Consider the following 22,835-nt stretch of genomic DNA (forward strand, 5'->3'; position numbering starts at 1 on the left):
TTCATCGTCACCCCCGGACATACCGCCGGGCCTACGCTCCGTGAGTGAGTCCTCGGAACCGGACCTGTCCGAGTTGCTGCGACGCTGCGCCCGAGGAGATGAGCGGGCGTTCACAGCGCTATACGACGCAACCTCGTCGCGGCTCTACGGTCTCGCGGTCCGCATCGTGCGCAATCGAGCGATGGCCGAAGAAGTCACCCAGGAGTGTTACCTGGAGTTGTGGCGCCACTCGGCTCGCTTCGACTCCTCCCAGGGCAGCGCTCTCTCGTGGATGCTGACCATCACCCACCGCAAGGCGGTGGACCAGGTACGCAGCGTCGAAGCTGCGGACCGGCGGGATGTGACGTACGAACAGCGTTCCCGCACACCGTCGTTCGACTCCACCGCCGAGTCGGCGCACGCAAATTTTGAGGGCGCTCGAGTGCGAAGGGCACTGGAGACTCTCACCTCAACCCAGCGTGAAGCTGTGGAACTCGCCTACTTCGGTGGATACACACACACCGAAGTAGCGCAACTGCTAGATCTGCCTTTGGGCACCGCAAAGACCCGCATCCGGGATGGCCTCATCCGGTTGCGCGACACGATGGGAGGCGAATGATGTCTATCGAGTCCTACCAACTGATCGGCGCTTACGCCATAGATGCCGTAGATGACGATGAACGCCGAGTGGTCGACCAGTCGATGGCCGAAGACTCCGAGTACGCCGCCGAGATGCGTTCGCTGCGCGACGCCGCGAACGAACTCAGTGTGCTCAGCGCGATCGAGCCTCCCGCGTCCTTGCGCTCATCCGTGCTGGTCAGCATCGCCCAGACTCGCCCATTGCCTCCGCTGACCCCCGAGGCCGACGCCGAAACTGACGCCTCTGACGGCTCCGACCAGGCGCCCGTAGCTGACCTGGGTGCAGTTCGCGAACGCCGCCAGCGACGGTGGAGCGGCTGGTTGCTGTCCGCCGCCGCGGCAGTCCTGCTCGTGACGGGTGGGCTCAGTGTCGCGATGTGGTCGCCGTGGCAGAACGAAGGTGGCACCACGGTTGCCGCTCAGGTGTCCAGCGCTGCCGACGCGGAGACGTACGACTTGCCGTTGGGCGATTCCAACGCGACCGTGACCCGCTCTGCGTCCGAGGGCAAGGCTGTGCTGCGCAGCATCGACCTTCCCGCACCGCCGGCTGGCCAGAACTATCAGATGTGGTTGCAGCAGGACGGCAAGATGGTCTCGGCTGGAATGCTTCCGAAGATCGCCAAGGACGGCACCGTCACGATGGTCTTGGACGGCGACGCCGGGCGGGCCAGCGCGACAGCGATGACCCTTGAGCCCGCAGGCGGCTCAAAGCAGCCGACCACCACCCCGATGGGTTTGATCGCCTTCTAAAGAAGATCAGTTGCGACGTCGCTGCTGGCCTCGCGCCCTGACGGCAACGTAGGCCGTCGGGTGTGCGCCGCCTGATTCGAGGACGATCCGTTTGATGATCCTCAGACCGCGAGTGCGCTGGATGCTCTCCTCCAGCAAACGCTTGTCTTCCGTGAGGAGGATCGCCCGACCCGGGCCGGTCATCACCCGGTCGAGTTCTCTCAAGAAGCGGGGATACAGGGTCGCGTTCTCTTGGTGGGAGCCGACCCTCTTGCCGAACGGCAGGTTCGCGATGACGCGATCGAACGCGCTATCCGGGAACGGCAGCCGGGCGGCATCTGCCTGGGAGAGCGTCGCGGGAACACCTCGGGAAACACAGTTCCGTCGCGCTTTCTGCACCGCACCAAGGTTGAGGTCCGTGCCCACCACTTTGGCCGCGCTGACTTCTGCGGCGACCACCAGGTTCGTGCCTGCTCCACAGAACGGATCCAACAGCCGATGCTCCGGCCCGGCCTTAGCAAGTCGGGTCAGCACCCCGGCGATGACTGGCGTGGTGGAGGCCGGGACGCGTTCAAGTTCCCCGAACCGACTGGTCTGGAACAGCGGCCCAAACTGGGCGACGACGTAACCGTCGAAGTCGTCGAAGTTCACGACCCACGACTTCGGGGCATTGTCCCAGCCCCAACGCTCAACGACCGCGTCCCGGGCCGCCCACCGCTCGTCGCCGAGAGGTCCCACCCGGAAGCCGGCGCCATCCTGCTGCACAAGGCTCAGAAGTCCGTGTTGCCTCGACTTCTGCAACACCGGCCAGTCCGGAAGGCTTGAGATCGAGGAGCCTGACGTCCGTTCACCAGTCCACACCGCACACGCACTGAAGTATCGGTTGTCCGCCAGCGCAGCCAGCTCCCCGTCGTACGCCACGAGCAGGGCGTCCGGCCAGCGCCGGAGTACCTCAACGTGTGCCCGAGCGTCGCTTCGCAGATCCTCCACCAGATAGTCGAGCGCGCCCTTAAGGCTGTAAAGCAGCAGGGTGTCGCGCACGATGCCAGAGGGAGGGAGCCCGTGCTCGGTAGCCATCGAGGCCTTTCAGCCGGTGCTTGGAATGTGCGGCGGTTTGTCAACCAGTCCAGTATGGATCGCTTGGGCGGCCTAGACGAAGTCCTCGGAGTCTCGCCCACCGCGAGGCGGTGCGGGCGTGTGAGCGCGCAGCCAGTCGTTCCGTTCTTCCAAGAGTTTGGTCATGTAACGCGTGAGCACCAGGTCGTTGACCAGCCGCCCCAACGCGCCCACAGGTGACTCGAACTCCACGATGTCCGTCATGAGGGTGCCTGCAGCCACCGGTTCGAATCGGTGCTCGTGCCACCAGCGCCGAAATGGACCTGAGATCTGTTCGTCGACAAATCGGTGCGGCGACTCGTACTGACTGATGACCGAGGTCATGGTGAAGGGGATGCCGAAGTGGCGGGCCCGCCACGTGACCGAATCTCCGAGGCGCATGACCCCGTGTGTCACTCCGCGGATCGCACGCTCACCGGCGCGCTCCATCGAGGCGCGATGTGCATCCACAGAAAGACTCATGTCGAAGCATCGCTCCGGGGTCGACCCGACCTGGGTCTCGAGCTCGATGCGCGGCATGTGTCTCTCCTAAATCACGCGCGCCGGCCTTCGCTGCGGCGTTTTCCCCATGATCTCCCATGGCGCCGTCAACAACGACGCAGCCCGGCTCATGAAGAACATGAGCCGGGCTGCGTTTCGCGTGCGCGAGGGGGGACTTGAACCCCCACGCCTGTTAAGGCACACGGACCTGAACCGTGCGCGTCTACCAATTCCGCCACTCGCGCGAGTGCCGTCCTAGTTTGCCCTGTCCGGCAGTAGATCACCAAACCGAGCATGCCCTCGGTGCCCGGCCAAGCGCGGCCCCGCAGCCACCCCCGCCGGATCGTTGCGAGGTCACTCGCTAGCGACACGCTCCGCTTCGGACCGCAGGATGCAGAACTCATTGCCTTCGGGGTCGGCCAGCGTCACCCAGCCGGAACCGGGTCCGTGGATACCGCGGTGATCAGCGAGCTGTGTTGCACCCTTGGTCAGCAGCCAGGCGACCTCGTCGTCACGCGTACGCTCCCGCGGCCGCAGGTCGAAGTGGATGCGGTTCTTGACGGACTTGGACTCGGGCACCTCGATGAAGAGCACCGGCGAACCGGATCCCGCCGGGTCGACAAGCATGCACTCCTCGTGGCCGGGGAGGTTCGGGTCGCCCGGCACGTCGGCGTAACCAAGCAACTCCTTCCACCACTCGGAGAGTTCGTACGCATTGCGGCAATCGATGGACGTGTGCGAGATCAGCGTTGTCATGGCCCGCACTCTTGCCCGATCTCGGCAGCGTGACAACTGAATTCGGTCGACCGTGGTGGTTTGTTGCACGGGGTCTCGACAAGCTCGACCGGCGTGAGTCGGCTAGCGGCGCTCGACCGGCGTTGGGTCTCGACAAGCTCGACCGGCCAGGGGTGCTCGAGCGGCGTTGGGTCTCGAGCGGCGTTGGGTCTCGACAAGCTCGACCGGCGTGAGTCGGCTAGCGGCGGACGAGCGGCAGCACCTCAGCAGACAGCATCTCCGCGAGAGCGGCGCCGTCGACCAGGAGCTTCGCGTCGCGTACGCCCGCACCGATGACCATCTCGCCGCCCATGGCCACCGCGGAGTCGACCAGGATCGGCCAGTCCGTTGGCAACCCGACAGGGGTGATGCCGCCGGACTGCATCGCCGTTGCCTCCTCGGTGTAAGCCTGGTCGGCAAAGCTGATCTTGCGCACGTCTAGGTGCTTCCGCACGATCGTATTGATGTCGGCACGGTCGGTCCCGCGCACCAGCACAGCGGCGTACGTGTGCCGCTCGCCCCGGCGCCCCTCAACCACCACGCAGTTCGCGGAAGCCTCCAACGACACGTCGTATGCCGCGCAAAACTCCGAGGTGTCCGCCAACTGCGGGTCGATCCGCGCCACGAGCGCATTCGGCACTCGGTCCGCCGCGCCTGCCACCGTCGGCCCCACCCAGTCGAGATGGTCCCGTAGGGGCTGCCAATCCAAGGTGCCGCGCGCGCTCGCCATGGGGTGAGCATGCCAACTAGCCGACGGCGAGGGAACCCCGACGGGGGAGCACTCGTCATCACCATGCACGATCACCACGCACGCCACTGCCGACTACGGGGTGGGAGTTCCAGGAACTGACCAGGCACGACAGATACGATCCAGGGACTGACCAGCAGGTCGGTTCGTTCACGAGCCCGCACGACAGCGCCGGAAGGAGTGCCTATGGGACTGTTCGACAAGATCGAGCGACGCCTGGAACAGACGGTGAACGGCGCCTTCGCGAAGGCCTTCCGGTCCGAAGTGCAGCCAGTGGAGATCGCCAGCTCGATGCGCCGCGCCATGGACAACCGGGCGAGCAGTATCAGCAAGAACCAGCGGCCCATCGTTCCCAATGTCTTTGACGTCGAGCTCAGCAGCAACGACTTCGAGCGCCTGACTGCCTACCGCGCCGAGCTCGCTGACGAACTCATCGCCTCGGCCATGGAGCACGCCGACACCCAGCGCTATACGGCTGGTGGTCCGGTCGCCGTGACATTCACCGAGAACACCGAGCTAGAGACGGGGATCTTTCACGTCCGGCCCTCCACGGCCAAAAAGGTCGAGGGCCTAGAAGCTGTCCGACCGGCTGCACCCGAAGGTCACGACGAACCTGAATCCGCAGCGCCAGCAACGGAATCCGCCGCACCCGTTCCCGGACGCCTCGGAGACGCGTACGCGCAGGAACTCGCGGACGAACAGCCGCGCTCCGCCCCGGCACCCCGCGCCACCACCCAGCACGCGCCTCCGCCGCCTCGCCCCAAGGTCGCCAAGTCTCGGCCGTGGCTCGACCTCGACGGCGAGCGCTACCCGCTCCTGTCGGCCCGCACCACCATTGGGCGCGACGACAGCGCCGACATCATCCTGGACGACCCGGGAATCTCGCGGCATCACAGCGAGCTGCGGGTGACGTTCGACGGCCCGCACCTGGTCGTCACACTCAACGACCTCAACTCGACCAACGGCACCTACGTCAACGGCGACCCCGTCACGCGCGCCCGGCTTCTCGACGAAGACCGCATCACCATCGGCCGCACCACCTTCACAATCCGTATGGGAGGACGTCGGTGAGCGAGCTAACCCTCACGATCATTCGACTCGGCCTGCTCGCGCTGCTCTGGACGTTCATCTTCAGCATCGTGGGAGTGCTCCGCGGTGATCTCTACGGCACCCGGGTCGTGTCGCGCAGCGGCTCCACCCCCGCGGCCCCGGTGCGTAACGAAGAGCGCCGGCAGCCGCGCGCCATCCGACGCGGACCGACCCACTTGGCCGTCATCGAGGGCGGGATGCGCGGGGTGACGGTCCCGCTGACCGACGCGGGCGTCCTCATCGGGCGTAACCCCGAGTGTGCCCTGGTGCTCAGCGATGACTTCGCTTCAGGTCGGCACGCCCGCATCTATCGCCAGGATGACGGCTGGTACGTCGACGACCTGGGATCCACCAACGGCACGTTCTCCGGGCAGCAGCGCATCGGCCAAGGCTTCAAAATGGACGCCGGGTCTCGTCTGCGGATCGGTCAGACCGTCCTTGAGTTGAGGAAGTAGGCGTTATGCCGATTGCCTTGCACTACGCCGCTCGTACCGACATCGGTGTGGGATCCAAGACCCGCAACGAAGATTCCGGGTATGCCGGCCCTGACCTGCTGGTCCTGGCCGACGGAATGGGCGGGCACGCCGCGGGCGATGTCGCATCCTCAACGGTCGTGGGTGAGCTCGTCGAGCTCGACGGAGTCAGCCTCGGCGCCGATGACGCCCAAGACCAGTTGCGCTCCGCGGTGATCCGCGCCAACTCCCACCTGCGCCAGGCCATGGACGGGTCCGAGGACCTCGACGGCATGGGCACCACCTGCATCGCCCTGCTGCGAGCGGGCAACAACCTTGTGGTCGCCAACATCGGTGACTCCCGCGCGTTCCTCATGCGCGACGGCAAACTCACCCAGATCACCAAAGACCACTCCTTCGTTCAGGCGCTCTTGGACGACGGGCGCATCACCGCCGAAGAGGCCGAGCACCACCCGCAACGCAACATGGTCACCCGGGTCCTCACTGGTCGCGAAGACGATGAGCCCGACCTGTCGTTGCGCGAGGGCAAGATCGGGGACCGCTACCTCCTGTGCTCTGACGGGCTGAGCGACTACGTCGCTAAGAGCTCCATCCAAGAGGTCATGGCCAAGGCGGAGACCCCGGCAGAGGCGGCCGACCGACTCATCGACATGGCGCTGCGGGGAAGCACCCGCGACAACGTCACCGTGGTCATCGCCGATGTCGTCGATCAGGCCAACGCTCCTTCCAACCATCCCGAAGTCGTCGGCGCGGCCGCGGACCTGCATACCGCTCCGCACGCAGACGAGACTCAGCTTGCACCGCAAACACCTGCTGCTAAAGCAGCAGCGCTACGCCGGGAGGCGAACCAGCAACCGCCTGCATCACCCCCACCGGCGGGCGGGCCCGAGGGCGCCGGTCCGCCAGCGCCCAGCGGCCCCCAGCTAGCGGAGGAGGCATCTGGGTCGCGTCAGTCGACCCGCTTTCGATGGGGACTCCTCGCCGGAGTGATCGTCCTGATCCTGGCCGTCGCCGCGTTCGTCGGATACCGATGGAGCCAGCAGCAGTACTACGTCGCCAGTCAGGACGGCTACGTCACCATTCACCAGGGCATCCCGCAAGACCTCGGACCCTTGTCGTTGCACTCCGTCGACACCAAGACAGATATCCCCGTGAGCGAACTCCCGCCGATCTATCGCAAGGAAGTTCGCGAAGGTATCTCGGTCGATGACCGGCCCGACGCCATAAGCACCGCCGAACGCCTCCGCGGCGAGATGGTGCGCTGCCAGAGTGGCGAAGAGGGGAGTGGTTGCACCCCGTGACGACGGTGACCACTCACCCCCAACGGACGCGCCGCAACACCGAACTGGTGTTGTTGGTCTTCGCCATCGGCATCGTGCTGTTGGCGTACGCCAACGTCGGCATCGCCACCTCTGATGCGATTCCGGCGGACCTGGCCACCCTTGGCATCGGCGTGGGCGTGCTGTCGCTGGTGTTCCACCTGGTGCTGCGGTGGAAGGCCCCGTACGCCGACCCGTTGCTGCTGCCGATCGTGACGCTGCTCAACGGTTTGGGCTTGGTGATGATTCACCGCCTCGACATCGCCAACGGGCTGGGCCTCGGCGACGGACGCGCCACCCGCCAGTTGATGTGGTCGGCGATCTCGGTCGCCGCCGCGATCGGGCTGATCCTGCTCATCCGGGACCACCGTCGGCTGACCCGCTACACCTTCACCTTCGCGCTCGCCGGTTTGGCGTTGCTGCTTTTGCCCCTGCTGCCCGTGATTGGCGACAACAAGAACGGTTCGCGCATCTGGATCAGCGTCGGGCCGTTGAGTTTCCAGCCCGGTGAGATCGCCAAGATTCTGCTGACCATCTTCTTCGCCTCATACCTCGTGCAGACCCGTGATGCGCTGTCGCTCGTGGGCCGTCGCGTCCTGGGTTTTCCCCTGCCCCGCGCCCGCGACCTAGGGCCCATCATGATCGCCTGGCTGGCCTCGCTGGCCATCCTGGTCTTCCAGAAGGACCTTGGTTCTTCGCTGTTGTTCTTCGGCCTATTCGTGGCAATGCTCTATGTCGCCACCGAGCGGCGCGGCTGGATTGCGATCGGCCTCGGCCTGTTCCTTGGCGGCGCGTTTATTGCGTGGAAACTGTTCGCTCACCTGCAGGAACGGGTCAGCCTGTGGCTCGACCCATTCGCGGCGGGGGCCGCCAGCGATCAGCTCGAAAAAGGCCTCATGGGAATGGGCGCTGGCGGGTTGCTCGGCACCGGTCTTGGCCAAGGCCGTCCCGAACTGACCTACTTCGCCGAGTCTGACTTCATCATCCCCTCCTTCGGTGAGGAGTTGGGACTTGTCGGCCTCATGGCGATCCTCGTGCTCTACGGCCTCATCGTCGAGCGTGGCCTGCGCACCGGCATCGGCGCCCGCGACGGCTTCGGCAAATTGCTCGCGACCGGTCTGGCGTTCTCGATGGCGCTGCAGATATTCGTGGTCGTCGGCGGCGTCACTCGCGTCATCCCGTTGACCGGCCTGACCACCCCGTTCTTATCCGCGGGTGGATCATCCCTGCTAGCCAACTGGGTGATCATTGCGATCCTCTTGCGGATCTCTGACCAAGCCAGACGGCCCCCCGAATTAGCGCAATCCGCGACCGTCGGTGCCGATGAAACTCAGGTGGTGAAGACCCGATGAATACCCCCATCCGGCGGATCGGTCTGGTGGTCGGCGCCATGTTCATGAGCCTGCTGCTAGCCAGCACGCTCATCCAAGTCGTCCAGGCAGACGATCTGCGCGAACGCGAAGGCAACCGACGCACCCTGCTCGACTCCTACAGCCGGGAACGCGGATCTATCCTCGCGGGCGGCAAACCGGTCGCAGTCTCGGAAGAAACCGACGACGACCTGAAGTGGATTCGTCGCTATCCCAGTGGGCCCATGTATGCGCCCGCCACCGGATATTTCTCCTTCACCTACGGTGCCGGGCGTGGCGTGGAGCAGAACTACGACGGGATGCTCTCGGGCACTTCGGATGACCTGTTCTACCGCCGTATCGGCGACCTGCTGAGCGGCAAGCCACCGCAGGGTGCCTCCGTCGAACTGACCATCGACCCCAAGGTGCAAGAGGCCGCGTACTCCGCGCTGGGCAACCAGCGGGGCGCGGTGGTGGCGCTCGACCCTCAGACGGGCGCGATCCTGGCGATGGTGAGCAAGCCGTCGTACGACCCCAACCGGCTCGCCAGCCACAACCTGACTTCAGTGTCGGACAGTTGGTCGGAGCTGACGACCGCCAAAAACAAACCGATGGTCAACCGGACGATTAACGGCGACCTCTATCCGCCTGGGTCCACCTTCAAGTTGGTGACGGCCGCAGCCGCTCTGGAGACGGGCAAGTACCAGCCCAGCACCGAAGGTCCCGGCCCGGCTGAACTCGACTTGCCGCAATCAACCGCGACCTTGCCCAACATCACCGGGCAAGCGTGCGGTCCGGGCGGGCGCACCACGATGGAGCATGCGCTCGAGATTTCCTGCAACACCTACTTCGGCCAGCTGGGCATGGACCTGGGCCAGACCACGCTGCGCGAGCAGGCCAACAAGTTCGGTTTCGGCAAAGCGATCGAGGTGCCGATGACGGCGACTCCGAGCATCTTCCCGCCCGAACTCAACGAGCCACAGCTCGCCCAATCGGCAATCGGACAGTTCGATGTGCGCGCCACACCGCTGCAGATGGCCATGGTCAGCGCGGCCATTGCCAATGGCGGCAAAGAAATGAACCCCTTCCTGGTCCGAAACGTCAGAGACAAAGATCTGGACGTCATCAGCACCACCGACCCCAAAGAGTTCGCGTCACCGATCTCCGGTGACACCGCATCGTCGCTGACCTCGATGATGCAGCGGGTGGTCACCAACGGCTCCGGCAAGAACGCACAGATTCCCGGGGTCAAGGTCGCGGGCAAGACAGGTACGGCGCAGACCGCGGCGAACAAGGCGGCGGATGTGTGGTTCACCGGATTCGCTCCGGCCGACAACCCCAAGATCGCGGTAGCAGTGGTAGTCGAAGAAGGGGGCACGATGGCCCAGGAAGCCAGCGGTGGCGCAGTGTCTGCGCCCATCGCACGCAAAGTGATGGAAGCGGCGGTATCAAAGTGAGCAACGCAGCAGCGGGCGGGACCATGGGTGGTCGCTACACGCTCACCGATCGGATCGCCGCCGGTGGCATGGGTGAGGTGTGGCAGGCCAAGGACGACGTCCTCGGTCGTACGGTCGCGCTCAAGGTCCTGAAAGCCGGCCTCACCGACGAGACCGGCTTCACCGAGCGCTTCCGCAATGAGGCCCGCCTGTCAGCAGGGTTGGCACACGGCAACATTGCCCAGGTCTACGACTACGGCGAGGACAGCGGCACCGCCTACCTGGTGATGGAGTACGTCCCCGGGCGGCCGCTGTCCAAGCTCATCGAAGAGCGCGCGCCGATGTCGCCCATCGACACGGTCGAGATCATCGCCCAGGCCGCGAGCGCCCTCCAAGCCGCCCATAAGAACGGTTTGATCCACCGGGACGTCAAGCCCGCCAACATCCTCATCGACCCGGACGGCGTCGCCAAGCTCACTGACTTCGGTATCGCCCGGGCCGCCGATGCCGTCGCGATGACCAAGACCGGCGAAGTCATGGGCACCGCCCAGTACCTCGCCCCAGAAGCAGCCGTCGGGCGCCCCGCGACCGGGCTCTCCGATGTCTATTCACTCGGCGTCGTCGCCTACGAGATGCTTGCGGGACGTCGCCCGTTCGAGGCCGAGACCGCCGTGGCGCTCGCGCTCGCCCACGTCAATGAGCGTCCCCCGCCGCTGCCACCGTTCGTTCCGCCGACCATTCGCGCGGTCGTACACGCGTCCTTGGAGAAGGATCCCGGGCGACGGCCACCCTCGGCTGCCGAGTTCGGTCGCGCGCTGCGCCAGGCTCTTCGGGACGCCGACCGGATGGGCGCTCTGTCGCCACAGCGCGGACCCATGGGCGGACAAGGTCCCCGTGCCATTGGCGCCGAGCAACAGCGCCAGAACTTCACCAGTGGGCCGCAGCCCACCGGGTCAACCGCGACCAGGGCTCCTGGACCGCAGCGCAATGCGCCCCCCTCGGGACCGCAGCGCACGTCCGGTCCGCCCAGCGGCCCTCAACACACCGGTGGTCAGCACGCGGCGAGACCACAAAGCGGCCCGCAACAGGTCAGTCCGCCCAGTGGCCCGCAGCGACTCGGTCCCCAGAGTGGCCCGCAGCGCGTCGGTCCGCCCAGTGGACCGCAACGTCTTGGTGCGCCGAGCGGCCCCCAGCGGACCCAGGCACAACAGCAGTCGCCAACCCGAACACACGCCACTCGCACAGAGCTTCGGGCTGAAGAACGCGCAGGAGGCGGCCCGTTGTCTTCCCTGGGGCGCAACGCCAAACTAGCGATCGGTGGTGTCCTGGCGGCCCTCGTACTCATCGTGGTGGTCGTGCTGGCTCTCCAACTCGGCGGCGGCGATGGCGGCGGCGGGGAGAACCCGGCCCCCAGTTTTAAGACCAACTTCACCCCGGTATCCATGCCAGGGCTTAACTCACCCGACCGGAGTGTGCTGTGACGGAATCTGGCGACCCTCCTCGCATGCTCGGTGGCCGCTACGAGGTCGGCGAGCTCATTGGCCGCGGCGGTATGGCCGAGGTTCACCTTGGCCATGACACCCGCCTTGGCCGGCAAGTGGCCATCAAGATGCTGCGATCCGACCTGGCCCGCGACCACACCTTCTTGACCCGCTTCCGCCGCGAGGCGCAATCAGCCGCGGGCCTCAACCACCATGCGATCGTCGCGGTCTATGACTCCGGCGAGGACGTCTTCATCGAGACCGGTGGCGCCCAAGTCGACGTCCCGTACATCGTGATGGAGTTCGTCGACGGCAAGACCCTGCGCGAGATCCTCAACGAGGAGGGTCGCCTCTCCCCGGATGAGGCTGCCCGCATCACCCAGGGTGTGCTCGCGGCGTTGGAGTACTCCCACGACCACGGCATCGTGCACCGCGACATCAAGCCGGCCAACGTCATGGTGAGCCGTGGCGGCAGCGTCAAGGTCATGGACTTTGGCATCGCCCGAGCGCTGGCGGATGCCGGCGCAACGATGACGTCTGCCCAAACCGTGGTTGGCACCGCGCGCTACCTCTCACCCGAGCAGGCCCGTGGCGCCACCGTCGACGAACGCTCTGACCTCTATTCCGCCGGCTGTGTGCTGTACGAACTCCTCACTGGCCGTACGCCATTCGTCGGCGAGCCCGTCAGCCTCGTCTACCAGCACATCCAGGACCAACCGGAGTTGCCGTCCAGCCATGAGGCGAGCCTTCCCGAGGCCATGGATGCCATCACGATGCACGCCTTGGAGAAGGATCGGGAGAAGCGCTATCAGTCGGCGGCCGAATTTCGGACTGACCTGCAGGACGGTCGCGCCGGACGCGGTGTGAGCCCCGCCGCGGTAGCCAGCTTGGCTGCCGTCGGAGCAGCGTCGGCTGCGGTCTTACGTCGCCGGTCGGAACCCGAACCCGTGGCAGCCTCTGATCACACCGCCGACATGGCCGACGCGGAGGAGCCGCGCAGGCGTACCGCTCTGTGGGCTCTGGCCGGGGTGGTCGCTCTCGCGGCCATTCTCGGGATCGGCTACCTGCTATTTCAGGATCAGGGCGACACTGAAACGCCCGCAGCCACGGTTCCGGCGGTCGTCCAGCAGCCTCAAGAAGAGGCCGAGCGGATGATCCGGGACGTCGGCCTGGTGCCCAACGTTGAAGAGGTCGCCAGCTCCTCGGTCGACCAGGGCAATGTGATCTCCCAGAACCCGGAGGCCAACTCTCAGGTGCCCGAGGGGTCAGAGGTCACCTTGGAAGTCTCGACCGGTCCCGGCGATGTGAGTTTGCCAGACGTGCGGGGGCAGTCTGAGACTCAAGCCATTGACGCCTTGACCGCGCGGGGCTTCCCCGAAGACCAGATCAGGGTGGCCAACCAGCCGGAGGATGACACCACCTACGCCAAGGGTGAGGTCGCAAGCACCAACCCGGCTCCGGGCAAGCGGGTCGCGCTGTCGCAGACGGTCACCTTGCGGCTGTCCAGCGGCAAGGTCACGGTCCCTGAAGATCTCACCGGGAAGTCTCGAGACGAGGCCACCGTGGCGCTGAGTCAGCTCAAGTTGACGGCTGACGTCCAGGAGCGCACTACCGACGACTCCGACCAATGGGGAACGGTCATCGAGGTTCCGAAGGCTGGCGACAAGGTTGACCTCAACAGTGAGGTGACGGTCTTCGTTGGCGAGCGACCAGACTCGACGGTCACCGTGTCACCGCCACCAACAGAGCCCACCGAGACGCCTTCCCCCTCAACCGAGCCCAGTAGTGAACCGAGTTCGACACCACCGCCGCCGTCGAGTTCGACTCCGCCGGCGCCGTCCCCCACCTCACCGAAAGGCAAGAGCACGCCTCCGCCGCAGGATTAGGTGTGGACCAGCGGCGCTAATCCGGCGCTACGGCCGACGGCCTCCTGGTCGCCACAGACCTGCAGCCAGTTGGCGAGCAGTCGGTGACCGCCTTCGGTCAAGACGCTCTCGGGGTGGAACTGCACTCCGTGCAGGGGCAGCGTGGCGTGCCGGGCGGCCATGATGATTCCGGTGTCGGTACGGCCGTTCACCAGCAGGTGGTCCGACAAGGTGTCCGGGTCGATCGTCAGGGAGTGGTAGCGGGTCGCGGTGAAAGGGGAGCCGAGCCCGTCCAGTACGCCCGAGGCATCGTGGAGCACCTGTGAGGTTTTGCCGTGCAACAACTCGGGGGCCTGACCCACGGTCGAACCGAACACGACTCCCAGCGCCTGATGTCCCAGACATACCCCCAGCATCGGCTGCTCACGCTCAGCGCACGCCTCGATCATGCTCATCGACACCCCCGCGTCTTCGGGCGTGCCGGGTCCCGGCGAGATGAGGACGCCGTCGAAGTCGGCGCCGTCCGCTGCCGTGATCGCGTCGTTGCGCACCACCGTGCATTCGGCGCCCAGCTGTTGGAGGTAGCCGACGATGGTGAACACGAACGAGTCGTAGTTGTCGACAACGAGAATGCGGGTCACGGTCGTTCCTTCAGGCTGGTGGCGAGAGATGGATCAGCGTTCCACAGGCTGCGCGTGGCGTAGATTCAAGGATCCTTCGTAGGACGGGAATTTACCCTTGACGTCCGCAACGTCGTAGCCGAGACCTGCAAGGTCAACATAGGCCCGGTAGTTCTGAACAGCAGGATCGGTGTCGAGTGCCTTCTTCAGGTCTTCGGTGGGCCCGATCGCGGTGATCGTGAACGGCGGCGAATAGACCCGACCCTGGAGGATGAGGGTGTTGCCAACGCACCGCACCGCGCTGGTTGAGATCACGCGCTGATCCATCAGCATCATCGCGCTCGCGCCGCCCCGCCATAGCGCGTTGACGACACCCTGCACGTCTTGTTGGTGGACGACCAACCAATCGGCCGTACCTCCTTGCGGCAGCGAGGACACATCGCGAGTCGAGTCAGTGAGGGTGACTTTGAGGGCCTTGCCGGTCGCCGGACGCATCCCAGCGGCCGGCGCTACCTCGTTGACTTCTTTGCTTAACTCTCCGAGCCGCGAGGTGCTGGGCTGTCCCGCGGTGAGGCGCTGAATGTCGCCGCGCAGGTTTCGTACGGTCTGATGCTGGCCGTCGACCTTGTTGCTCGCGTTCTGGACGACCCCCGCGAGGTTGGCCCCGGGCCGCAGATCGTCGCCTTGCGAAGTGGAAGCGCTCACCGCGAACAGGACCCCCGCACCCATCGCGACTACGGGGACCAGCATGCGCCACTGGGGTGCCTTCATTGAATCAGTACGTCATTGCGGTCAGATGCCCTCTTCGGAGGCCAAGGTGGTCAACTACCCTCAAGGGTAAGCCCGTTCCCTGTGCGGGGACGGCATGAATTTTCAGACCATCAAAGGAGCCGCGGCGTGAGCACGTCGAAGGACAAGGACACTCCCGACTCGACCGATAAGTCTGCCAAGGACGACACTGCGACGTCGAAGACCTCGAAGCTGAAAAAACGCCGGGGTACCCGACCGCAGGCCGTGCCTGGTCTTAACCCGTCCTGGTGGGCACCGGTGATGTGCACCCTGATGCTCGTGGGTCTGCTGTGGATCGTCGTGTTCTACGTCGCGTCCGATGGCACCAAGAACACCTGGCCGATCCCCGGAATCGGCTACGGAAACCTCGCGATTGGGTTCGGCCTCATCATGGCCGGATTCCTCATGACAACGCGGTGGAAGTAGCCAAAGTTATCCACAGGAGTTATCCACAGTGGGGATAACTACAACGGTGTAACTCACTCCGTGGGCTACAAGCCCAGCGGACCCATCACATGGTGGTAGGTCGCCCACGCGGTCACGACAAGCAACACCGCAACGGCGGCGATCCCGCCCCACTGCGCCCGCGCCCGGTCCCTGCCGAGCGCGGCAATGATTCCGGCGATCCCAGCTCCGACCAGCGCGCCACCGACATGGGCCTGCCAGGCGATTCCGGGATAGAAGAACGGGATCAGAGTGTTGACGACGAGCAAGCCCATGAGTTGGCTGATGTCGCGCCCCAAGTGCCTGTTCAGCACAATCAACGCGCCGAACAGGCCGAACACTGCGCCGGAAGCCCCGACGGTGGGGGTGAACCACAGCGAATCTCGTTGGAGCGGGTCGGCGATCAGCCCGGCGTAGACCTCGTAACCCACTGAGCCGCCGAGTGCCGACACGAGGTAGAGCGCAAGGAAGCGAGCCCGTCCGAGGAGCTGCTCGAGGTACTGACCGCAGAACATCAGCGCCAGCATGTTCATCAGGATGTGAAAGACCGCAGTGATGTTCCCGCTACCCGCAGGGGAGTGCACGAACGCCGCGGTGATCATCCGCCACGGCTCGTCGCCGCCGAGCAGCGGTGCATACATCAGCGAAGACGTCACCCGCGGCGACGCGAGCTGGGCGATATAGACCACGACACAGATCGCCATGATCGTGTAGGTCACCAGCGGGCGCCCGAGCGCGGCCGATCCACCGAATATTCCGCGGATCGGCCGCGCTTCACGGGCGGATTGCCGTACGCAGTCAACGCATTGGCTGCCGACACTCGCGACCCGCTGGCAGTCCGGGCACATCGGTCGCTCGCAGCGCTGACAACGCACATACGAGGGACGATCCGGATGGCGAGGGCAGACCGGAGTCGCCTCGCCGCCCGAGGCGGACTCCGATGGACCGTTCGTGGGGTCTGACACGGGTGTCGGGCTTTCTCGGGCTACTTCGTGACTGTGACGCGTTCGATGACAACCGGCTCGACCGGCTTGTCCTGCCCGCCGGTCTGAACGGCCGCGATCTTGTCGACTACATCGCGTCCCGCCTGGTCGGCAACCTCGCCGAAGATGGTGTGCTTGCCCTGCAGCCAGGAGGTGGCGCCGACAGTGATGAAGAACTGGGATCCGTTGGTGCCCTTGCCCATGCGCTTGCCGGCGTTGGCCATGGCCAGCATGTAGGGGGCGTTGAAGTTCTTGTCGGGTGAGATCTCATCGTCGAACTCATAACCCGGGCCACCGATGCCCACGCCCTTCGGGCAGCCGCCCTGGATCATGAATCCGGGGATGATGCGGTGGAAGGTCAGGCCGTCATAGAACGGCGTGGGGCTGGTACGGCCCGCGTCGTCCTTGTAGTCCTTCTCGCCAGTGGCCAGTCCGGTGAAGTTCTCCACCGTGTTGGGGGCGTCGTTGGGAAACAGCGTCACGTTGATGTCGCCGTGGTTGGTGTGCAGCGTTGCATTCATACCGGCAGTCTTTCACGCACCGGACTGGTGCATCCTCCCCAGGCGCCCAAGTTCACTGTAGACAGGTAAGATCAGTGTTCTGCAGACCGTTACGTAGGTTTAGGTTGCAGGCGACTCAGTTGAGGAGCGTGGTCATGAGCGTTGCGCGCGTTGCTCAGCACGGCGCTCCGTGCTGGATTGACGTGGTCCAACCAGATATGTCCCGCGGCCGTGAGTTCTATGGCGAGGTTTTTGGTTGGACCTTCGCTGACCCACACGAGCGCTCCGACGGGATCTATCAGATCGCCATGCTCGACGGACGTCCAGTCGCCGGTCTCGCGATGCGGAGTGGGGAACCAGAGTGGCGGACCTACCTTGCTGTCGATGACATCGACGCCGCGACCAGTTCCGCGCTCGCGTCGGGGGCCACGATCTCCACACCGGTGACAATGCAGCCAGAGGGCCGATCCGCCGCAGTAGTCGACCCGTTTGGCGCACATTTCGGGCTTTTGGAGTCCTCAACCAGGCGTGAGCCTCGAATGCGCGGCCTTGGGTCATGGCGGTGGGCCACGCTGCGCACGCTGGCGCCATGCACCGTGATCGACTGGTACTCGGCCCAGTTCGGCTGGGTAGAACGCACCACTCCCAGCGTGACGGCGTTGTTTCTGGCCGGTCAGGGGGAGGGTGGCGTGGACGACGAGCCGCCCGGCGCGGTCCTCCCAGACACTCACAAGTCCCTGATGCACGCCGCCGCCTGGGTGACCACAGCGATTGAGCCGACCCATTGGTTACCTGTGTTCCGCGTCGCTGACCGTGCTGGATCCATCGACCGCATCGAACGTCTGGGCGGCACACTCCTCAGCAAACATGACATCGCCGGGCGCTCCGAAGGGGCGGTCATGCAAGATCCACAGGGTGCGCAATTCGCCATCGCTCGTGCCGGCGCCTGACGTTGGTGGTGCAGTACGCCGAAGTGTCAGCCGTTCGGCCCGTCCAGAGTTAGGGTCGTTCCCATGAATGTGGTGTTTGTCGAACCGAACTTTCCTCGTAACCAACGGGAGTTTGTTCGCGCTCTCCACGAAGCAGGCGCAACGGTCTTCGCCGTCGGAGAAACTCCATCAGAGTGGCTGGATGAGGAGTTGCGCGGGTGGATCGATCACTACGAGCAGACCAACTCGGTCACTGATGTCGACCAGTTGCGCGCTGTGGTGGAGCACTTCCAGTCGATGGCATGGATCGACGCCCTCGAGGCGACCATCGAGGCGCATACTCTCCCGGCGGCAATCGTTCGGGAACAGACCGGCATCCCAGGGACAAGCGTCAAGACGACCTGGCTCTGTCGCGACAAGCCCTCGATGAAGGAGGCGCTGCGACAGGCCGGCGTACCCACTGCAGCCTCAGCCGCGGTGTCAACACTTGAAGAGTTGCGCGAGTTCGCACGCACCGTGGGTTATCCGCTGATCGTTAAACCCCGCGACGGCGCGGGGGCTGCGGGCACGCACAAGATTGAGAACGACACTGAACTCGCTGCTGTAGCAAGGGAATTGGAAGGCACCGAGTCGGTAGCCGTCGAGGAGTTCGTTGAGGGTCACGAGGGTTTCTACGACACCTTGTCCCTCGATGGCCGGGTTGCTTTGGACTTCGCGTGCCACTACTACCCCAATGTGCTCGAGGCGATGCGTACGCGCTGGGTCAGCCCGCAGTACATCTCGACCAACCGGGTCGAGGAAGCCCCGTTCTATGGCGAACTACGCGAGATGGGCGAGCGGGTCAACGCAGCCCTCGGAATAGGCACCTCCGCCACCCACATGGAATGGTTCTACGGGCCAAAAGGTCTGCGTTTCAGTGAAATTGGGGCTCGCCCACCAGGCGTTGGTTGTTGGGATCTTTACAGTGTCGGCAATGACATGGATGTCTACCGGGCATGGGCCGATGCCATCACCCACGGCGAGGTGACCGCCCGCCCGTCCCGGCAGTACGCCACCGGCATCATCGCGCTGCGCCCGAACCAGGACGGGTTCATCAGCGGCTACAGCGGTCTCGACTTAATCCAGACCACGATGGGCGAGTGGGTCATCGACGCACACGTGCCAGACCCGGGGACCCCCACCCAATCGGTCGCCGCGGGCTATATGGCGAATGCGTGGATTCGCCTGAAGCATCCGGACTATGACGCGCTGCGCGCCATGCTCAACGAAGTCGGGGAAACCGTGCAGGTTTACGCTTCGTGACCCTGACTGAAGCGCACACATCAGACACCCCGATCCCGCCCATCACCCTTCTGGGTCCGCAGCGCAAACCGACATTGGCGGCCGCGCTGCGCCGGCTGGACCTCGATGGCAAACCGCTGGCGTCAGTCACGGCCGGCTGGCAAGACCGCGAGTCGGATGTCGGTGAGCTCAACGAGTACCTCGGCGATAGCGGCGTGAACCTGAACCTTTGGCAGCGTTGGCAGGAGGTGCTCGAGCACGATCCAGAGTTGGCTGAGGCGGATCGCGTACGGCGCGAGACGCGGGATGAGATTCAGGATCTCTACCTGATCGGCGTGTCCCACGCACGGGCCGCGTTGTTCGAGATGGAGCAACTGCCCGACCGGCGACCCTCGTTGGTCGAGCGCGCGGTGGAGGACGCGGTGGAGGTGCTGCAAGGACTCGACGCCAAGCACCTCACTCGCGTCGCCGAGATCGAGAACACGTTTTACGCGCGAACTGCGCCGCACGAGCGCCCGACGATGGCCCGGCACCGGGCCGAGGTGCGCGACCAGGTCGCGCAGTGCGCGGGGGTCGTCATCGCTGGCGGGCATGTTGCCGTCTTGCTGGACATGCTGCACGCCTTCAACCTTGCGCCGTTGCTGACCGAGCGCCCTGTCGTCGCGTGGTCGGCCGGGGCGATGGCGCTCACGGATCGGGTGGTGCTGTTCAACGACCGGAGCACGGGCATTCACACCGACCCGGAGGTCTACACCCAGGGTCTTGGCCTGGTCCGCGACGTGGTGGCACTGCCAGGTGCGCGCCAGCGGCTGATGTTAAACGACGCGCATCTGATGGGCTCGTTGGTGAAGCGCTTCGCTCCGTCCCACTGTTTGCCGCTCGACCCCGGCGCGCGGGTCGAATGTGACAGGGACTTTCGCCTGCCGGAAGGAACGCCCGTCCTGACCGAATCCGGCGGGATCGCCCCGCTGCGCAGAGAGGTCGAGAGCGTTGACTGAGTCGACTCCGGTCCCGGTCGGGCGGTCTGCACACCGGCGCCGCTTGGCCATCAACCGGTTGCGTGACCGCAGGCCACTCGACGAGCCCGCGATCGACCGATTCCTCGCCCGGCAGCCGCATGTGCCGATCGTGGAGGGCGCCAAATGCACCTTCCTCTATCGCGGGGAAGCCGATGAGGTGCACGTACTCCACCGCATCGTGAACCAGCCACAGCGAATCCAGATGCGCCGGGTGGGAAACACCTCGCTGCGTTACGTGACGATCGAACTCCCCGCTGGTTCGCGGGTCGAGTATCAACTCGAAGTTCGGCACGGCGAGCACGTTGAGCAGGGCAATGACCCGCTGAATCAGCGAGTGGCGAATAGTCCGATGGGCTCCTCATCGGTATGCCACGCGGCGGGCTATGTCACACCGGAGTGGACCGAGCCAGATCCGTACGCCAGGCCCGGCACCTTGCACGATGTGGTGATCCCGTCGCGCGCGCTGCGGCGAGATTCATACGCACGCATCTATTTACCAGCGCGGTTCCGCAGCAATCGTCGTTATCCCTTGCTCATCGTCCACGACGGCGATGACTTCCTCAACTTCGCCGCCATGAAGACCGTGCTGGACAACTTGATTCACCGCTTCGACATGGCAGAGACGATCGTGTGCTTCACCAACCCGGGTGATCGCAACCGGGAGTACGCGAACTACTCAGCACATGCACGCTTCGTCAGCGCTGAGTTGTTGCCGCGCCTGGCGGCCGACCTACCGCTGATCGACCGGCCTGATGCGCGGTGCCTGATGGGCGCCTCGTTTGGCGGCGTCGCGTCCCTGTCGACGGCCGTACGCAACCCCGGGACGTTCGGTTCCCTTCTGCTGCAATCGGGTTCGTTCGTATTCACCGATATCGGAATGGACCATGGCGGAGGCGAGGTCTTTGATCCGGTGGTGAAGTTTATGAACCGCTACCGCGCCAACCCCACCCATGTCACTGACCGCATCTTTGCCTCGTGCGGTGTCTATGAGCCCCTCATCGTGCCCAACCGGTCGATGGTGCCCGTCTGGGAAGCCGCTGGCATGAAGGTGCGCTACGTCGAAGCGCGCGATGGCCACTCATGGGAAAACTGGCGCGACCGCCTACGGGATGGGTTGTCCTGGGTGTTTCCGGGGCCTGCGAAGTACTACTACGAGTAGGGGTCCTTAGATGCCGATCGAGCAACCTGCCGGTCGAGCTTGTCGAGACCCCCGTTCTGCGCCGCCCCGACGATGTCAGTAGCGCCTGGTACTCATGTGGCATCTCGAACATGTGTTCGATACTTGCAAGGAGGAGAATCGCGTTGCTTCCACCCTTCAGACATGCCCGATCAGAGCTTGACATTGCGAATCAAATAGCTAAGCTTTCAGCTATGCAGCGGTTCAAGTACATCGATCTCTTCGCCGGAATTGGTGGCTTCCACGCGATGCTTGACCATGCGGGCGGTCGCGCGGTCTACGTCTCCGAGATCGACGCTGCCGCGCGGACGACATACGAGCACAACTGGGTCGATCCGCTTCCCGCAGCGCAACAGCCCGCGCTCAACACCGACATCACATTGGCCACGCCAGAGCGGGGCGAGGTCGGCGTACCCGAACATGACGTGCTCGCAGCAGGGTTCCCGTGCCAGCCCTTCAGTAAGAGCGGATTTCAACGGGGAATGGACGAAACCCGCGGCACCCTGTTCTGGAACATCGCCCGCATCCTCGAAGCGCGCCGTCCAAGCGTCGTGCTGCTTGAGAACGTGCGAAACCTGGCCGGACCACGGCACCGTCACGAGTGGGACGTCATCATCAAGACGCTCCGCGAGATCGGGTACCGGGTGTCGTCCACACCATCGGTCTTCTCTCCACACTTCCTGCCGCCATCCCTGGGTGGCACCCCGCAAGTCCGTGACCGCGTCTTCATCCTTGGCACCTACGTCGGCCCGACGCGCGCGCTGCGTGAGACTGACGTCGCTCCCACCGTGATGCGCGGACCGGTGGACGACTGGAGCGTGCACGACTGGGACGCGGAGTGGGTCCTCGACGAGGACTCCACTATCGACCACCTGGAGCGCTACAAGCTCAGTGCGGACGAAGTCCGATGGATCGATGCCTGGGACGATCTCAATAGGTCCATTCGATCCGCAACGGGACTGCGACTGCCAGGTTTTCCCCTCTGGGCCGACTACTGGCAGCCCCAACGATCCTTCGATGACCTCGAGGTCGACGCGCTGCCGAAGTGGAAGAGCGACTTCATTCGCAAAAACATCCGGTTCTACGAGGACAACAAGGCCACGATCGATGCCTGGCGCCGCCGGCATCGCGAATTCGCAGACTTCCCCGCCTCTCGTCGCAAACTCGAGTGGCAGGCACAGGACCATGAGTCTTTGTGGGACACCGTGATGCACTTGCGCCCCTCGGGTATCCGAGCAAAGGCTCCGACCTACCTTCCTGCCCTCGTGGCCATCACCCAGACATCAATCATCGGAAGTCGTCGCCGACGGATCACGCCGCACGAAGCGGCACGGCTGCAAGGCCTGCCTCGATCCTTCGGCTTCGCAAACAAGCGCGAGGCGCAGTCCTACAAGCAGGTCGGCAACGGTGTAGCCGTCGGGGCTGCCTGGCATGTCTTCCGTACCCACGTCGAGCGTGATCGGGACGATCTGCCGCCACGACTGGTCAAGTGTGTCCTCAGCGCCGAGCCAAACCCGAGTCCTGACGCCTTGAGTTCGCTTGCGCTCGACCGCGAAAGGGCCTTGGCGCGCGAGCGGTCTCGTGGCGCTGCACCGAGCCAAGCGAGTTGAGAAGGG

23 protein-coding genes and 1 tRNA gene are annotated in these 22,835 nt (G+C 64.8%); 15 read left to right on the forward strand and 9 right to left on the reverse strand.

The window, feature by feature from the left end; all coding sequences use genetic code 11:
- Window positions 1-40 precede the first annotated feature (40 nt).
- Window positions 41-598, forward strand: a complete 558-nt coding sequence (gene sigK / locus F562_RS0113470) for an ECF RNA polymerase sigma factor SigK (RefSeq protein WP_018157496.1) — start codon at window positions 41-43, stop codon at window positions 596-598.
- Window positions 598-1,368: an anti-sigma factor gene (locus F562_RS0113475; RefSeq protein WP_018157497.1), complete on the forward strand. Its 771-nt coding sequence runs from the start codon at window positions 598-600 to the stop codon at window positions 1,366-1,368. The genes sigK and F562_RS0113475 overlap by 1 nt, the downstream gene beginning before the upstream one ends.
- Before the next feature lie 6 nt (window positions 1,369-1,374).
- On the opposite strand, the gene F562_RS19225 is transcribed toward F562_RS0113475, so the two are convergent.
- From F562_RS19225 to F562_RS0113500, 5 genes are all read right to left on the reverse strand, one after another.
- On the reverse strand, window positions 1,375-2,424 hold the full coding sequence (locus F562_RS19225; protein ID WP_018157498.1) for a methyltransferase domain-containing protein: 1,050 nt from the start codon (window positions 2,422-2,424) through the stop codon (window positions 1,375-1,377).
- A 72-nt stretch (window positions 2,425-2,496) separates the two neighbouring features.
- Window positions 2,497-2,982, reverse strand: a complete 486-nt coding sequence (locus F562_RS0113485) for an SRPBCC family protein (protein ID WP_018157499.1) — start codon at window positions 2,980-2,982, stop codon at window positions 2,497-2,499.
- 122 nt (window positions 2,983-3,104) lie between these two features.
- A tRNA-Leu gene (locus F562_RS0113490) sits at window positions 3,105-3,188 on the reverse strand.
- A gap of 109 nt (window positions 3,189-3,297) precedes the next feature.
- Window positions 3,298-3,699, reverse strand: coding sequence for a VOC family protein (locus F562_RS0113495; RefSeq protein ID WP_018157500.1), 402 nt, complete (start codon window positions 3,697-3,699; stop codon window positions 3,298-3,300).
- Between the two features lie 217 nt (window positions 3,700-3,916).
- Complete coding sequence (locus F562_RS0113500) at window positions 3,917-4,447, reverse strand: YbaK/EbsC family protein (protein WP_026181271.1); 531 nt, start codon at window positions 4,445-4,447, stop codon at window positions 3,917-3,919.
- Window positions 4,448-4,651: 204 nt separating this feature from the next.
- On the opposite strand from F562_RS0113500, the gene F562_RS0113505 reads away from it, so the two are divergent.
- The 7 genes from F562_RS0113505 to pknB are packed head-to-tail and all read left to right on the forward strand — an operon-like array spanning window position 4,652 to window position 13,498.
- The gene (locus F562_RS0113505) at window positions 4,652-5,536 is read left to right on the forward strand and encodes an FHA domain-containing protein (protein ID WP_018157502.1); all 885 of its coding nucleotides are present in this window, start codon (window positions 4,652-4,654) and stop codon (window positions 5,534-5,536) included.
- Complete coding sequence (locus tag F562_RS0113510; protein ID WP_018157503.1) at window positions 5,533-6,009, forward strand: FHA domain-containing protein FhaB/FipA; 477 nt, start codon at window positions 5,533-5,535, stop codon at window positions 6,007-6,009. Before F562_RS0113505 ends, F562_RS0113510 begins: the two co-directional genes overlap by 4 nt.
- A gap of 5 nt (window positions 6,010-6,014) precedes the next feature.
- Window positions 6,015-7,328, forward strand: coding sequence for a PP2C family protein-serine/threonine phosphatase (locus tag F562_RS0113515; RefSeq protein ID WP_018157504.1), 1,314 nt, complete (start codon window positions 6,015-6,017; stop codon window positions 7,326-7,328).
- Window positions 7,325-8,698: an FtsW/RodA/SpoVE family cell cycle protein gene (locus F562_RS0113520; protein ID WP_018157505.1), complete on the forward strand. Its 1,374-nt coding sequence runs from the start codon at window positions 7,325-7,327 to the stop codon at window positions 8,696-8,698. Before F562_RS0113515 ends, F562_RS0113520 begins: the two co-directional genes overlap by 4 nt.
- Entirely contained in the window at window positions 8,695-10,152 is a 1,458-nt protein-coding gene (locus tag F562_RS0113525) for a peptidoglycan D,D-transpeptidase FtsI family protein (protein ID WP_018157506.1), read from the forward strand. The genes F562_RS0113520 and F562_RS0113525 overlap by 4 nt, the downstream gene beginning before the upstream one ends.
- Complete coding sequence (locus F562_RS20300) at window positions 10,149-11,612, forward strand: protein kinase domain-containing protein (RefSeq protein WP_018157507.1); 1,464 nt, start codon at window positions 10,149-10,151, stop codon at window positions 11,610-11,612. The genes F562_RS0113525 and F562_RS20300 overlap by 4 nt, the downstream gene beginning before the upstream one ends.
- 23 nt (window positions 11,613-11,635) lie before the next feature.
- Complete coding sequence (pknB, locus tag F562_RS19235; RefSeq protein WP_018157508.1) at window positions 11,636-13,498, forward strand: Stk1 family PASTA domain-containing Ser/Thr kinase; 1,863 nt, start codon at window positions 11,636-11,638, stop codon at window positions 13,496-13,498.
- On the opposite strand, the gene F562_RS0113540 is transcribed toward pknB, so the two are convergent.
- Both F562_RS0113540 and F562_RS0113545 read right to left on the reverse strand, forming a co-directional pair.
- Window positions 13,495-14,118, reverse strand: a complete 624-nt coding sequence (locus F562_RS0113540) for an aminodeoxychorismate/anthranilate synthase component II (protein ID WP_018157509.1) — start codon at window positions 14,116-14,118, stop codon at window positions 13,495-13,497. The two genes, pknB and F562_RS0113540, sit on opposite strands and share 4 nt — an antisense overlap.
- Window positions 14,119-14,151: 33 nt before the next feature.
- On the reverse strand, window positions 14,152-14,868 hold the full coding sequence (locus tag F562_RS0113545) for a DUF881 domain-containing protein (RefSeq protein ID WP_018157510.1): 717 nt from the start codon (window positions 14,866-14,868) through the stop codon (window positions 14,152-14,154).
- A 126-nt stretch (window positions 14,869-14,994) separates the two neighbouring features.
- Between F562_RS0113545 and F562_RS20640 the strand changes: the two genes are divergently transcribed.
- Window positions 14,995-15,312: a cell division protein CrgA gene (locus tag F562_RS20640; protein WP_018157511.1), complete on the forward strand. Its 318-nt coding sequence runs from the start codon at window positions 14,995-14,997 to the stop codon at window positions 15,310-15,312.
- Between the two features lie 65 nt (window positions 15,313-15,377).
- Here the strand turns inward: F562_RS20640 and F562_RS0113555 are convergent, their stop codons facing one another.
- On the reverse strand, window positions 15,378-16,295 hold the full coding sequence (locus F562_RS0113555) for a rhomboid family intramembrane serine protease (protein ID WP_026181274.1): 918 nt from the start codon (window positions 16,293-16,295) through the stop codon (window positions 15,378-15,380).
- Between the two features lie 20 nt (window positions 16,296-16,315).
- Window positions 16,316-16,834, reverse strand: a complete 519-nt coding sequence (locus F562_RS0113560) for a peptidylprolyl isomerase (protein ID WP_018157513.1) — start codon at window positions 16,832-16,834, stop codon at window positions 16,316-16,318.
- A gap of 134 nt (window positions 16,835-16,968) precedes the next feature.
- Between F562_RS0113560 and F562_RS0113565 the strand changes: the two genes are divergently transcribed.
- The 5 genes from F562_RS0113565 to dcm all read left to right on the forward strand — a co-directional run bounded on the left by F562_RS0113565 (window position 16,969) and on the right by dcm (window position 22,829).
- Window positions 16,969-17,763 carry a VOC family protein gene (locus F562_RS0113565; RefSeq protein WP_018157514.1) on the forward strand — a complete coding sequence of 265 codons (795 nt, stop codon included), beginning with the start codon at window positions 16,969-16,971 and terminating at the stop codon, window positions 17,761-17,763.
- A 63-nt stretch (window positions 17,764-17,826) separates the two neighbouring features.
- Window positions 17,827-19,044 carry an ATP-grasp domain-containing protein gene (locus F562_RS0113570; RefSeq protein WP_018157515.1) on the forward strand — a complete coding sequence of 406 codons (1,218 nt, stop codon included), beginning with the start codon at window positions 17,827-17,829 and terminating at the stop codon, window positions 19,042-19,044.
- Entirely contained in the window at window positions 19,041-20,021 is a 981-nt protein-coding gene (locus F562_RS19240; protein ID WP_018157516.1) for a type 1 glutamine amidotransferase family protein, read from the forward strand. The genes F562_RS0113570 and F562_RS19240 overlap by 4 nt, the downstream gene beginning before the upstream one ends.
- On the forward strand, window positions 20,014-21,201 hold the full coding sequence (locus F562_RS0113580; protein WP_018157517.1) for an alpha/beta hydrolase: 1,188 nt from the start codon (window positions 20,014-20,016) through the stop codon (window positions 21,199-21,201). The genes F562_RS19240 and F562_RS0113580 overlap by 8 nt, the downstream gene beginning before the upstream one ends.
- 212 nt (window positions 21,202-21,413) lie before the next feature.
- Window positions 21,414-22,829 carry a DNA (cytosine-5-)-methyltransferase gene (dcm, locus tag F562_RS0113585; RefSeq protein WP_018157518.1) on the forward strand — a complete coding sequence of 472 codons (1,416 nt, stop codon included), beginning with the start codon at window positions 21,414-21,416 and terminating at the stop codon, window positions 22,827-22,829.
- The last annotated feature ends 6 nt before the right edge of the window (window positions 22,830-22,835 follow it).

It is taken from the genome of Demetria terragena DSM 11295 (assembly GCF_000376825.1).
GTDB classification, from domain to species: domain Bacteria; phylum Actinomycetota; class Actinomycetes; order Actinomycetales; family Dermatophilaceae; genus Demetria; species Demetria terragena.